Origin of the sequence: Pseudomonas sp. Ag1 (assembly GCF_000278565.1) — a bacterium.
GTDB lineage: Bacteria > Pseudomonadota > Gammaproteobacteria > Pseudomonadales > Pseudomonadaceae > Aquipseudomonas.
The window spans coordinates 181,204-193,375 of record NZ_AKVH01000106.1; the positions used below are offsets into that span (position 1 = coordinate 181,204).

The following is a 12,172-nucleotide window of genomic DNA, read 5'->3' on the forward strand; positions in this document are numbered from 1 at the left end:
GATGTTGTTCTTTTTTGTTTGAGTGGCCATGGGCGGAAAGGTGGGCTGTGCTCAGCCCGCCTGGTTCTTCAGGAATGCGTGCACGTTGTTCTGCTTGAAATTCAGCTCGGGGTGCAGCTCGATCATCTCGAACGACAACGCCAGCAACCGCTGGGATTGCAGCGCGGCGAAGTGTTCGGTGATGACCTTGAACAGGGCTTCGGCCACCGTTTTTCGGGTTTCCAGGTCGCGCCCGTGGCCGACCTTGAGGGTCATGTGGACGAAGGCGTAGTCATGCTTGCCGTCGGCCATGCGCCAGGTGTCCAGGCGCACTCCGCGACTGCGGATGCCCCCCAGGGGAAACACGCCGCTGTCCCCCAGCACGGCGTGAACCTGCTCGAACAGGGCCGGCAGGTTGGCCTGCTGCTCGATGTTGTCGGTGTATTCGGCGATGAAGTGCGGCATGTGTATCTCCTCTTTGGGTGAGGTGCAGCGAATTCCTTGTAGGAGCTGGCTTGCCTGCGATGGCATCAACTCGGTGAGACAGATACACCGAGGTGCCTGCATCGCAGGCAAGCCAGCTCCTACAGGTGATCTTCACCAAGGCTCATAAAGGGAAAATGGCATTGATCTGGCCGGTGCCCGAGCTGCCGAATGGCTGGGTGATGATCTCGGCCGGCTGGTTGTAGTCCGGCCCGCCCAGCAGCCCCAGGAGCATCGCGGTGTCGTGCATCTTGCCTTCGCCGAAGCAGTGCTCGGCGTAGTCCGGCAGCATTGCGCAGAACTCCTTGAAGCGGCCTTGCTTCCACATCTCCACCACGTGCAGGTCCATCTGCTTGTCGAATTCACGGGTCCAGTTGTGGATATTGGCTTCGGCTTCGCGGTCGTCCGAGAAACGGTGGGAGAGGGAACCCGAGGCCAGCACCAGGACTTTGCGGTCGCTCTTTTCGATGGCGCGGCGCACGGCGGCGCCGAACGCAAAGCTGTCTTCCAGGCGGTGCCAGGCGCACCACGCGGCAATCGAGATCACGTCGAACTTCTGCGCGTCCGGCACGCCCATGTGCATGTAGCGCATCGGTACCAGGGTGCCGTATTCCAGCTCCAGGCTCGGGATGTTGTGGGCCATGGTGCGCACGCCGGCCAGGTTGGCCTCGGCGGCGATCAACTCGCCCAGCTCGGGGCAGCCCGGGTACTCGTACTCCATGTTCTTGATGAAGTGCGGCAGCTCGTTGCTGGTGTAGGTGCCCTTGAAATGCTCGCCGCAGTTGACGTGATAGCCGCTGTTGACCAGCCAGTGCACGTCGAACACCACCGCGGTGTCGGCCCCCAGTTCACGGGCGCGCCGCCCGATTTCCTTGTGCCCGGCGATGGCTGCTTCGCGGCAACCGTGGTGCTTGCCGGGCAGTTCCGACAGGTACATCGAGGGGACGTGGCAGATCTTCGCTGCCAGAACCACTTCGCCCATGATCATTCTCCTGAGTATTTATTCTTTTGTAGGAGCGAGCTTGCTCGCGAAAAACGTCAACGATAACGCAGCACTTCTGTTAGCCCGCGGCGCCTGCGGGTTCTTCGCGAGCAAGCTCGCTCCTACAGGTAGCGTTGTTATATCCGGATTACACACCCCAGCGCGGGATGTGGTGACTGCCCATGGAAATGCACACGTTCTTGATCTCGGCAAACACTTCGAAGCTGTACTGGCCGCCTTCACGGCCGGTGCCGGAACCTTTTACCCCACCAAACGGCTGGCGCAAGTCCCGCACGTTCTGGCTGTTGATGAACACCATGCCGGCTTCGATGCCGTAGGCCAGACGATGCGCCTTGCCGATGTCCTGGGTCCAGATATAGGACGCCAGGCCGTACTCGGTGTCGTTGGCCAGTTGCAGCGCTTCGGCTTCGTCCTTGAACGGGATCAGGCACACCACCGGGCCGAAGATCTCTTCCTGGGCGATGCGCATCTGGTTGTTCACATCGGCAAACACCGTCGGCTGGATAAACTGCCCGCGGCTCAAGTGCGCCGGCAGGTTGGCCGGGCGTTCCAGGCCGCCGGCCAGCAGGGTGGCGCCTTCTTCGAGGCCAATCCTGATGTAGCCGGTGACCTTGTCGTAGTGGGCCTGGGTGATCATCGAGCCGACCTGGGTCTTCGAGTCCTGTGGGTCGCCGACGATCAGGCGTTTGGCGCGGGCGGCAAATTCGGCGACGAACTGCGGGTACACGCTCTCCTGAATGAAGATCCGGCTGCCGGCGGTGCAGCGCTCACCGTTGAGCGAGAAGATGGTGAACAGTGCCGCGTCGAGGGCGCGGTCCAGGTCGGCGTCTTCAAAGATCAGCACCGGCGACTTGCCGCCCAGTTCCATGGAGTACTTTTTCAGCCCGGCGGTCTGCATGATTTTCTTGCCGGTGGCGGTACCGCCGGTGAAGGAAATCGCCCGCACGTCCGGGTGGCGCACCAGCGCATCACCGGCGGTGGCGCCGTAGCCCTGGATCACGTTCAGCACGCCTTTGGGGATCCCGGCTTCGACCGCCAGGCGCCCCAGTTCATTGGCCGTCAGCGGCGAGAGCTCGGACATCTTCAGCACCGCGGTATTGCCCAGCGCCAGGCACGGCGCAGTCTTCCAGGTGGCGGTCATGAACGGCACGTTCCATGGCGACACCAACGCACACACACCCACCGGCTGGTAAAGGGTGTAGTTGAGCATCTGGTCGTCTACCGGGTAGCTGTGGCCGTCCATGCGGGTGCAGACTTCGGCGAAGAAATCGAAGTTGTGGGACGCCCGGGGAATCAGCACGTTCCTGGTCTGGTGGATCGGCAGGCCGGTGTCGAGGGTTTCCAGCTCGGCCAGGTGCGGCACGTTCTGTTCGATCAGCTCACCGAGCTTGCGCATCAAGCGGGCCCGTTCCTTGGCCGGTGTGCCTGCCCACTTCGGAAAGGCTTCCTTGGCTGCTGCAACGGCCTGCGCCACTTCCTCGGCACCGCCGCTGGCCACTTCACCGATGGCTTCGCCGGTGGCCGGGTTGTAATTGATGAAGGTGTCTTTGCTCTCGACCTCACGGCCGTTGATCCAGTGTTTGATCATGTTGCTCAAGCCTCTTTACGGGCGGCAAAAAAGTCCGCCTCGCTGACAATTCGATTGACCAGGCGACCGACGCCTTCGACTTCCACGACCACTTCGTCCCCCGGCACCACATCCGCCAGGCCTTCCGGGGTGCCGGTGGCGATCATGTCGCCGGGCTGCAAGGTCATGAAGCTGGACAGGTACTCGATCAAATACGGGATGTCGAAAATCATGTCTTTCGTACTGCCTTCCTGGCGCAGTTCACCGTTGATCCAGGTGCGCAGCTTCAGGTTGCTCGGGTCCGGCACGTCGGCGACATCCACGATCCATGGGCCCACGGGCGTGGTGGCGTCGCGGTTTTTCACCCGCAGGTTGGGGCGGTAGTAGTTTTCCAGGTAGTCGCGGATCGCGTAGTCGTTGCACACCGTGTAGCCGGCCAGATACTCCAGGGCGTTCTCGCGCTTGACGTTGCGCGCCGGCTTGCCGATGACCGCCACCAGTTCGCACTCGTAGTGCATGTAGGCGACGTTATCCGGCCGCCAGGTCACCTGGTTATGGCCGGTGTAGGTGCCGGGAGACTTGATGAACGCCAGCGGTTCAGTCGGTGGCTTGAAGGCCAGTTCGGCGGCGTGGTCGGCGTAGTTCAGGCCGAGGGCAAACATGCTGCCGGTGGCCGGTGGCAGCCATTCGACCTGGTCTTCAGCCAGCAGGCGACCGTCGGCCAGGCGCACGGCGTTTTCAGCCTCTACCAGCACCTGGTGGGCTTCACCTTCAAAGCGAATACGGGCGTGTTTCATGACAGCTCCTCTGCCTTGATGTGGTTGACCAGGCGGCCCAGGCCGCTGATCTCGACTTCAACCGTGTCGCCGGGTTGCACATCCACCCGGCCTTCGGGGGTGCCGGTGATCAGCACATCGCCTTCGTGCAGGGTCATGAACTCGCTGATCTCGGCGATCAACTGCGGCAGGCTGCGCACGAAGTTGGCGGTGGAGTTTTGCTGGCGCAGTTCACCGTTGACGAACAGCTTCACGCTCAATTGATGCGGATTGGCGACCTGGTCGCGGGCCACCAGTTCCGGGCCCAATGCGCAGAAACCGTCCCGGCACTTGGCTTTCACCGCCGGGCGGTAGTAGCTGTCTTCCGGCAGGCTGAACTCATTGACGATGGTGTAGCCCGCCACATGCTCCAGGGCATTTTCGACGCTGACCCGGCTGGCGCTCTTGCCAATCACCACCCCGAGTGCCGGGCCCGGTTGCAGGCGTTCACCCTGTGGGTGCAGCACCACGCCGTCGTGGCCGTTGCGGGTATTGGGCGTCTTGATGAACAGCACCGGCTTCACCGGTGGCTTCTGGTAAGGCGCTTGTTCGAATTCGGCGAGACGTTGGTTCAGCAACCCCTGGTAGTTCAGCGCAACGCCGAACAGGGTGCCGTTCGCAACATCATGCAGGGCACGGCTCATGCTTTTCTCCTGGCAGTGGCGGGGCAGATTCGGACCTGCACCGTGGAAAATTCGTTAACGTGTTAACGTTATAATTAAGATGTTAACTATCGTCAAGCGTGGCAATATTTCAGGGCAGTCAAAACAACAAAGAGAATGCAGTGATGAGCGATCGTCAGCCGATCCCCAACATCAACATCGGGCAGGTCTACGACCAGCGTTACAGCGATGCCGAGGTGCACTACGACCGGCTCGGCAACCTGGCGGGATTTTTTGGCCGCAACATGCCGGTGCATCGCCATGACCGGTTTTTCCAGGTGCATTACGTCAAGACCGGCGCGGTGCGGGTCTACCTGGACGACCAGCAGTACCTCGAATCCGGGCCGATGTTTTTCCTCACGCCGCCGACGGTGGCGCATTCCTTCGTCACCGAAGTCGACGCCGACGGCCATGTGCTGACCGTGCGCCAGCAACTGGTGTGGGCCTTGATTGACGCCGACCCCAGCCTGGCCCCCGGCGCACAATTGCCGGCGGCCTGCGTGGCGTTGGCGCGGCTGGCACCGGAGTTTCAGCCCGAGGTGCGCCGCCTGGAATTCCTGTTTGATGAGCTGTGCAGCGAGATCAACGCCCAGGCCAGCGGACGCGGTTCGGCCCTGGACAGCCTGACGCGGCTGATCATGATCAGCCTGCTGCGGCTCTGCGCCAATTCCCTGGAAGCCCGCCCTGCACGTCACGAAGACCTGCGGATCTTTCACCGCTTCAACGAACTGATCGAAGACCACTACCTGCAACACTGGCCGCTGTCGCGCTACGCCGACGGTATCGGCGTCACTGAAGCGCGGCTCAACGAGGTGTGCCGACGCATCGCCGACCTGCCGTCCAAGCGCCTGATTCTGGAGCGGCTGATGCAGGAGGCCCGGCGCCTGCTGCTGTTCACCGGCAGTTCGGCGAATGAAATCTGCTACCAGTTGGGGTTCAAGGACCCGGCGTATTTCAGCCGGTTCTTCCAGCGCTACGCGCAGATGACGCCGGGGGAATACCGCCAGCGTCAATCGGGGTTGCGTTGAGGCGCCCGGCGTTACCACAGGGCTACGGTGTAGCCGATGATCACCCGGCTTTCGTCGATGTCGCTGGTCAGGCCGTTGCTTGAGCGCAGGGTCGCATTGCGCAGGCGCACGTTGACGTTCTTCAGCGGGCCGCTCTGCACGGTGTAGACCAGGTCGGTGTCGCGCTCCCATTCGCGGCCGTTGCGCACCGTGGCGGTTTGCGCGTGGCTGCCGTCGACGTAGCGGGTCATGAAGGTCAGGCCCGGTAGGCCGAGGGCGGCGAAGTTGTAGTCGTAGCGCGCCTGCCAGGCATCGGTGTTGGCCTTGGTGAAGATATTGATGGTCACCAGGTTGACCGAATACGGATCTTGCCCCGGGAAGGCAAAGTCGCCGTCGCCGGAAAGGCTCTGAAAGCCCAGGCCGAATTTGTGTGCGCCCACCGACAAACTGAACATGCCGTTGAAAAAGCGGTTGTCGATCCGCCCGCCGTCGACCCGCGAAGCGCTGCGCAGCAGGGCGCTGCCTTGCTCGCGGGTGTCGAAATAGCGCAGGTCGGTGCGCAGGTTCACGCCTTGGGCCAGCGGCAGGTCATGCACCAGGCCGATGAAATTCTGGCGGTAGATGTCCTGCATCTGCGCGTAGTAATAAGTCGCCGTCAGGTGCGGATTGATTGCGTAGGTGCCGCCGGCCAGGTCCAGGTGGCTGCTGGAGACGCCGCCGTAGCTCATGGATTCGTTGTTGGAGGAGTCCCGCAGGTTCTGCTTTTCCAGGCGGCCGACGTTCAACGTCAGGCCGTCGATGTCCTGGGAGGTCACCAGTTCACCGTTGTAGGTTGACGGCAGCAGGCGCGTGTCGTTATAGGCGGCCACCGGCAACAGGGGTTGCAGGGTGCCGAGCTTGAGCACGGTTTTCGACACGCGCAATTTGGCGGTCAGGCCGAGTTCGCTGTAGCTGTCGGCCGGCTCGCCGCTGGCGCCAGACGGCAACAGCCCGGTGCCCCGGCGGTCGCGGCTGGAGTCGAGCTTCAGGCCCATTTCACCCAGGGCGTCCACGCCAAACCCGACCACGCCTTCGGTGTAGCCCGACTCCAGGCGCAGCACAAAACCTTGCGCCCATTCGTCTGCCTTGTTCTGCGGCGCGTTGGCCTGGCGAAAGTCGCGGTTCATGTAGAAATTGCGCAGGTCCAGGCTGGCCTTGCTGTCCTGGATGAAGTCGGCGTGGGCGACCAGAGGGCTAAACGCGGCGCACAGGCCAGCGCTTGCCGCCGTGCGAAAGAGGCACGAATGCATGAGGGGCGTTCCTTTTGTTGTTTTTGTTGGTAGAGCCCGCCACCAGGGCAGGGGCGGGCATATTGTTAACATGTTATCTTTAAGCTGAATAGCTGGATTAACAGGTTTTTATGAATTCGTTTCGAAATTAACGACTTGCTGCGCGCGTCGGGTTGCGCACGCGGAACACCGACTCTAAGCTTCGTCGCTTCGACCTCTATTGCGCGTGAACCATGCCCACCCCCAGACCGTCCCTTACGCTCACCTTGCTCCAGGCCCGCGAAGCGACCATGGCGTTCTTCCGGCCGTTGCTCAATGAACATGACCTGACCGAACAGCAGTGGCGGGTGATCCGCATCCTGCGCCAGCAAGGCGAACTCGAAAGCCACCAACTGGCGCACCTCGCATGCATCCTCAAGCCGAGCATGACCGGCGTACTGGGGCGGCTGGAGCGTGACGGCATCGTGCGCCGGCGCAAATCCGCCGAAGACCAGCGCCGGGTGTTCGTCGCCCTGACCGAACAGGGCCAGCAGTGTTTCGTCGACATGAGCGCCGGGATGGAAAGCAATTACCTGAAGATTCAGGAGCAGTTCGGCGAGGAATCCCTGGAGCAATTGATGGAGCTGCTCCAGAAGCTCAAAGGCATCAAACCGTAATAATCAAAAAATAGTGGCTGAAGCCTGTCCCTTTTTTTCACGTGACTGGTCATTCCAGGTAAGTGAACAAAATCGAGAGCTTCTTCCAATGCCCGCAATACGCCCGTTGCTGAACCTCAGCCTCATGCTGAGCCTGAGTGCCAGCCCGTTGTTCGTTCCCATCAGCTATGCCGAAGACGGTGCGTCCCGGCGCAGCTACCAGGTGCCGGCCGGCAGCCTGAGCGCCGCGCTGACCCGTTTCGCCGGGCTGGCCGGGGTCAACCTCTCGGTGGACCCGGCGCTGGTCAGCGGCCGCAACAGCAGCGGGTTGTCCGGCGAATACGGCGTCGAAGAAGGTTTCGCGCGCCTGCTCCAGGGCTCCGGCCTGCAACTGCAGCCCATGGGCGAGCAGGCCTATAGGCTGACCCCGATTCCCGAAGGCGGCAGCCTGCAACTGGCGCCCACCTCGATTCTCGGCACCACCGGCGATGGCGACAGCGAGTCTTTCGCCGGTGGCCAGGTGGCGCGCCGTGGCTCCCAGGGCCTGCTGGGCTCGAAGGACTTCATGGATACTCCGTTCAGCATGACCACCTACACCAGCGCGGCGGTCAAGAACCAACAGGCGCGTACCCTTGGCGACCTGATTGCCAGCGACCCCTCGGTGCGCGCCACCAACCCGGCCGGCGGGCGCTATGAGCAATTCACCATTCGCGGCTTCAGCCTGTTCAACAGTGATGTCGCCTACAACGGCCTCTATGGCGTATTGCCGACCTACACCATCGACATGGAAATGGCCGAGCGCGTCGACATCATCAAAGGCCCCAGCCAGTTGATCAACGGCATCTCGCCACGGGGCAGCGTGGGCGGCGGGATCAACGTGGTGCCCAAGCGTGCCACCGACACACCCATCACCTCGCTCACCGGCAGTTGGGCCTCCGACAGCCAGGCGGGCGGAGCCGTGGATATCGGCCGGCGTTTTGGTGAAGACAACCAGTTCGGCCTGCGTTTCAACGGCGTGAAACAGTCCGGCGACACCGCCTGGGATCACCAGAGTGTCGACCGCGAAATGGCCGTGTTGGGCCTGGATTTTCGCGGTGAACGCCTGCGACTTTCCACCGACATCGGCCGCACCGAGCGCGATACCGACGCCCCCCAGGAACGTGTGCAAGTCGGGCCCAAAGCCAGGGTGCCGAGTGCCAACGACGTACGCCACAACTACGCGCAGCCCTGGAGCAAGGCAAGCACCAACGACACCTTCGGCACGGTCAACGGCGAGTTTGATCTCAGCGACAACCTAATGCTCTACGGCGGCGTCGGTGCGCGCAAAAGCAACCATGACTTCCTGCGCCATGCAGTGTCGGTGGCCAACAACGCCGGTGATTTCAGCGTGCAGCCCCGCGACTTCACCCGTGATGAAAACGTGCGCACCGCCACGGCGGGCGTGCGCAACTGGTTCCATACCGGCCCGGTGAGCCATGAGGTCAACCTGGCGGCCAGCTACTTCTACATGGACTTCGAAAACGGCGGCGCGCGATATGCGCAGGGTTCAAGCAATATCTACAACCCTGTTGAAACCCCCGCGCCTGGCCGGCCAACGCGATTTGACTCGAAGGTCTACACCGAAAACCGTTTCAGCGGTGTGGCGTTGTCCGACACCCTGGGTTTTTTCGACGACCGGTTGCTGCTGACCCTCGGTGCGCGCTGGCAGCGGGTCAAGGTCGACGACTGGACCGATGACGTCAAAGGCGACACCGCCTACGACGAGGAAAAAATTTCACCGTCCGGCGGCATCCTGTTCAAGGCCACCGACAAGCTCTCGTTGTACGCCAACTACATGGAAGGCCTGAGCCAGGGCAAGGTCGCGCCGTCGGCGTCGGTCAACGATGACGAAATCTTCCCACCGTTCATCAGCCGTCAGGTCGAAGTCGGCGCCAAGTACGACGCCGGTGCGTTCGCGGTGACGGCCGCTGTATTCAGGATCAAGCAGCCGGCCTACGAGACCAACGCCACCACGCTGGTCTTCGGCCCCAATGGCAAGCGCCAGAACGATGGTGTGGAACTCAGCGTGTTCGGCGAGCCGCTCAAGGGTTTCCGCCTGCTGGGCGGGGTGATGTACATCGACAGCGAACTGACCCACACCACCAACGGCACCTACGACGGCAACCGCGCGCCGGCCACGCCCAAGTACAACGTCAACCTGGGCGCGGAGTGGGACGTGCCGACTGTTGAAGGCCTGACCCTGACCAGCCGCGGGATCTATTCCAGCTCGCAGTACCTGGACCAGTCCAACGTCAAGGAAATCGACGCCTGGACGCGGCTTGATGTCGGCGCACGCTACGCCTTCAAGGTCGACGACAAGCACATCACCCTGCGGGCCAATGTCGAGAACGTGGCCGACCGGCGCTACTGGAGTTCGGCCGGTGCCTCGGATGACAGCGAGCCGGGGTTGACCTTGTCGACGCCGCGCACTTACTTGCTGTCGGCCACCGTCGACTTCTGAGGAGCCTGCCATATAGCCTTCTGTACATCGATGGGCTTGGGCAGCAGGCGGTTCTGGTAAAACAGGTCCGCCGTCTCTTGCTGCGCCCCAATGATGTCCTTATCAATCGGCAGGATCGGCGATGGCGGCCGGTTGTCGACGTAACGTGCAATCACCCCGGCCGGCAAACCCATGAAACGGGTCAGCACCTGCAGGCTGTCTTCGCGCTGGCTGCGGGTCAGGGCTTCGGCGGCGCTCAGTTCATCGAGCAGGGCGTGGATGAACGGACCATTGGCCTCGGCGTATGCACGGCGCGCGGTATAGATCGGCCCAGACAGGTTCAAGCCTTCGCCGTTGGCCAGGACGCGGCTCGGGCTTTGGCTCAGGGCCAGTGACGAGTAGGGCTCCCAGATTGCCCAGGCGTCGACACTGCCTTGCTCGAAGGCGGCGCGGGCATCGGCCGGTGGCAGGTAAACCGGCTGGATATCCTTGTAGCTCAGGCCGGCTTTGTTCAAGGCCCGCAGGATCAGGTTGTGGGAGCTGGAGCCTTTCTGGAAGGCGACTTTCTTGCCCTTGAGGTCGGCGATGCCGTGCAGTGGGCTGTCGGCCTGCACCAGGATGGTTTCTGCCGTCGGCTTGGGCGGTTCAGCGCCGATGTAGACCAGGTCGGCGCCCGCCGCCTGGGCGAACAATGGCGGGATATCACCGGTGGACGCCACGTCCAGCGCGCCCACGTTCAAGGCTTCGAGCATCTGCGGGCCAGCGGGGAATTCGATCCATTGCACCTTCGTCTGGTCGAAGCGTTTTTCCAGCAGGCCATGTTCCTTGGCGAGTACCAGGGCGATCGAGCCTTTCTGGTAGCCGATCCTCAGGGTGGCCGGCTCGGCGGCCATTGCAGTTTGAGTCAGGGCAAACAGCGCAAACAACAGTGCAGGAATTCTCATGCCGGTTGCTCCGCAAAGCGATTGGCCGGTCGCGCCAATCCAAGGTTTTCACGCAGGGTGGTGCCGGCGTATTCGGTGCGGAACAGGCCACGCCGTTGCAGTTCCGGCACCACCCCTTGGGCGAAATCTTCCAGCCCGCCCGGCAGGTGCGGCACCAGCACATTGAAGCCATCGGCGGCGCCATTCTCGAACCAGTGCTGCAGTTCATCGGCGATCTGCGCGGGTGTGCCGATCAGGCTGTAGTGCCCGCGTCCACCGGCGATGCGTCGGCCCAGTTGCGCCAGGCTCAGCTGTTCGCGACCCGCCAGTTCGGTCAGCAGTTGCTGGCGGCTGCGCTGGCCGCTGTCGGTCAATGGCAGGTCCGGCAGCGGGCCGTCCAGCGGGTAGCCGGACAAGTCGAAGTTACCCAGCATGCGCCCCAGTAACGCGACGCCAACCTGCGGTTCGACCAACTGCTGGAAGGCCTCGAATTTGTCCCGGGCTTCAGTTTCTGTCTGCCCGACCACCACAAACACCCCCGGCATGATCTTCAGCGCATCCGGTTCCCGCCCATATCGAGCCAGGCGCCCCTTGAGGTCGGCATAGAACGCCTGGGCATTGGCCAATGATGTCTGGGCGGTGAACACCACTTCGGCAGTTTGTGCCGCCAATTCGCGGCCTGCCTCGGACGAACCCGCCTGGACAATCACCGGCTGACCCTGGGGCGAGCGCGCCACGTTCAGCGGGCCCTTCACACGAAAGTGTTCGCCGACATGCCCGAGTACATGCAGTTTCGCCGGGTCGTAGTAGCTGCCACTCGCCTTGTCGCGCACAAAGGCATCGTCTTCCCAGCTGTCCCACAGCCCCGTCACCACCTGGTGAAATTCCCGGGCACGGCTGTAGCGTTCGCCGTGGCCGAGGTGCTCGTCGCGGCCAAAATTCTGTGCTTCGGCGGCGTTGTCCGAGGTCACCAGGTTCCAGCCGGCGCGCCCGCCGGACAGATGATCCAGTGAGGCGAACTTGCGCGCCACATGGTACGGCTCGTTGTAGCTGGTGGTGGCCGTGGCGATCAGGCCGATGTGTTCGGTCACCACGCTCAATGCCGACAGCAGCGTCAGTGGCTCGAAGTGATCCGAGCGCGCCATGCGGCTGGCAATTTCGCCGGTGGCGGCGGCAATGCTGTCGGCCACGAACAGCGCGTCGAATTTCGCCGCTTCGGCAAATTGCGCCAGGCGTTTGTAGTGGGCGAAATCCAGCCCGGCATTGGCCGGTACATCGGGGTGACGCCAGGCGGCGACGTGGTGCCCGGTGGCCATCAGGAAAGCGCCGAGTTTCAGTTCACGGGGCATGC

At 62.6% G+C, this 12,172-nt stretch carries 11 protein-coding genes; 3 read left to right on the forward strand and 8 right to left on the reverse strand.

Annotation, left to right across the window (positions count from 1 at the left end):
• Window positions 1–51 precede the first annotated feature (51 nt).
• The 5 genes from A462_RS09710 to A462_RS09690 all read right to left on the reverse strand — a co-directional run bounded on the left by A462_RS09710 (window position 52) and on the right by A462_RS09690 (window position 4,491).
• On the reverse strand, window positions 52–444 hold the full coding sequence (locus A462_RS09710; protein WP_008437184.1) for a 5-carboxymethyl-2-hydroxymuconate Delta-isomerase: 393 nt from the start codon (window positions 442–444) through the stop codon (window positions 52–54).
• A 142-nt stretch (window positions 445–586) separates the two neighbouring features.
• On the reverse strand, window positions 587–1,444 hold the full coding sequence (hpaD, locus tag A462_RS09705) for a 3,4-dihydroxyphenylacetate 2,3-dioxygenase (protein ID WP_003209884.1): 858 nt from the start codon (window positions 1,442–1,444) through the stop codon (window positions 587–589).
• A gap of 148 nt (window positions 1,445–1,592) precedes the next feature.
• Window positions 1,593–3,053 (reverse strand): 5-carboxymethyl-2-hydroxymuconate semialdehyde dehydrogenase, encoded by a 1,461-nt coding sequence (gene hpaE / locus A462_RS09700; protein WP_008437185.1) that lies wholly within the window; start codon window positions 3,051–3,053, stop codon window positions 1,593–1,595.
• A gap of 5 nt (window positions 3,054–3,058) precedes the next feature.
• Window positions 3,059–3,829, reverse strand: a complete 771-nt coding sequence (locus tag A462_RS09695; protein ID WP_003209888.1) for a fumarylacetoacetate hydrolase family protein — start codon at window positions 3,827–3,829, stop codon at window positions 3,059–3,061.
• Entirely contained in the window at window positions 3,826–4,491 is a 666-nt protein-coding gene (locus tag A462_RS09690) for a fumarylacetoacetate hydrolase family protein (RefSeq protein ID WP_008437186.1), read from the reverse strand. The genes A462_RS09695 and A462_RS09690 overlap by 4 nt, the downstream gene beginning before the upstream one ends.
• 143 nt (window positions 4,492–4,634) lie before the next feature.
• Between A462_RS09690 and hpaA the strand changes: the two genes are divergently transcribed.
• The gene (hpaA, locus tag A462_RS09685; protein ID WP_008437187.1) at window positions 4,635–5,537 is read left to right on the forward strand and encodes a 4-hydroxyphenylacetate catabolism regulatory protein HpaA; all 903 of its coding nucleotides are present in this window, start codon (window positions 4,635–4,637) and stop codon (window positions 5,535–5,537) included.
• A gap of 11 nt (window positions 5,538–5,548) precedes the next feature.
• Here hpaA and A462_RS09680 read toward each other — a convergent pair whose 3' ends face one another.
• Window positions 5,549–6,805, reverse strand: a complete 1,257-nt coding sequence (locus A462_RS09680) for an OprD family porin (protein ID WP_008437188.1) — start codon at window positions 6,803–6,805, stop codon at window positions 5,549–5,551.
• A gap of 212 nt (window positions 6,806–7,017) precedes the next feature.
• Here A462_RS09680 and hpaR point away from each other — a divergent pair, with 212 nt between their 5' ends.
• Window positions 7,018–7,440 (forward strand): homoprotocatechuate degradation operon regulator HpaR, encoded by a 423-nt coding sequence (hpaR, locus tag A462_RS09675; protein ID WP_008437189.1) that lies wholly within the window; start codon window positions 7,018–7,020, stop codon window positions 7,438–7,440.
• 88 nt (window positions 7,441–7,528) lie between these two features.
• On the forward strand, window positions 7,529–9,919 hold the full coding sequence (locus A462_RS09670) for a TonB-dependent receptor (RefSeq protein WP_008437190.1): 2,391 nt from the start codon (window positions 7,529–7,531) through the stop codon (window positions 9,917–9,919).
• Here A462_RS09670 and A462_RS09665 read toward each other — a convergent pair.
• Window positions 9,889–10,842: a sulfonate ABC transporter substrate-binding protein gene (locus A462_RS09665; protein WP_008437192.1), complete on the reverse strand. Its 954-nt coding sequence runs from the start codon at window positions 10,840–10,842 to the stop codon at window positions 9,889–9,891. The two genes, A462_RS09670 and A462_RS09665, sit on opposite strands and share 31 nt — an antisense overlap.
• Window positions 10,839–12,170 (reverse strand): LLM class flavin-dependent oxidoreductase, encoded by a 1,332-nt coding sequence (locus A462_RS09660; RefSeq protein WP_008437194.1) that lies wholly within the window; start codon window positions 12,168–12,170, stop codon window positions 10,839–10,841. Before A462_RS09660 ends, A462_RS09665 begins: the two co-directional genes overlap by 4 nt.
• Between the last annotated feature and the right edge of the window lie 2 nt (window positions 12,171–12,172).

Coding starts and splice junctions, on each gene's coding strand:
- A462_RS09710 (WP_008437184.1), bottom strand. CDS start 444: ATGCCGCACTTCATCGCCGAATACACCGACAACATCGAGCAGCAGGCC.
- hpaD (WP_003209884.1), bottom strand. CDS start 1,444: ATGGGCGAAGTGGTTCTGGCAGCGAAGATCTGCCACGTCCCCTCGATG.
- hpaE (WP_008437185.1), bottom strand. CDS start 3,053: ATGATCAAACACTGGATCAACGGCCGTGAGGTCGAGAGCAAAGACACC.
- A462_RS09695 (WP_003209888.1), bottom strand. CDS start 3,829: ATGAAACACGCCCGTATTCGCTTTGAAGGTGAAGCCCACCAGGTGCTG.
- A462_RS09690 (WP_008437186.1), bottom strand. CDS start 4,491: ATGAGCCGTGCCCTGCATGATGTTGCGAACGGCACCCTGTTCGGCGTT.
- hpaA (WP_008437187.1), top strand. CDS start 4,635: ATGAGCGATCGTCAGCCGATCCCCAACATCAACATCGGGCAGGTCTAC.
- A462_RS09680 (WP_008437188.1), bottom strand. CDS start 6,805: ATGCATTCGTGCCTCTTTCGCACGGCGGCAAGCGCTGGCCTGTGCGCC.
- hpaR (WP_008437189.1), top strand. CDS start 7,018: ATGCCCACCCCCAGACCGTCCCTTACGCTCACCTTGCTCCAGGCCCGC.
- A462_RS09670 (WP_008437190.1), top strand. CDS start 7,529: ATGCCCGCAATACGCCCGTTGCTGAACCTCAGCCTCATGCTGAGCCTG.
- A462_RS09665 (WP_008437192.1), bottom strand. CDS start 10,842: ATGAGAATTCCTGCACTGTTGTTTGCGCTGTTTGCCCTGACTCAAACT.
- A462_RS09660 (WP_008437194.1), bottom strand. CDS start 12,170: ATGCCCCGTGAACTGAAACTCGGCGCTTTCCTGATGGCCACCGGGCAC.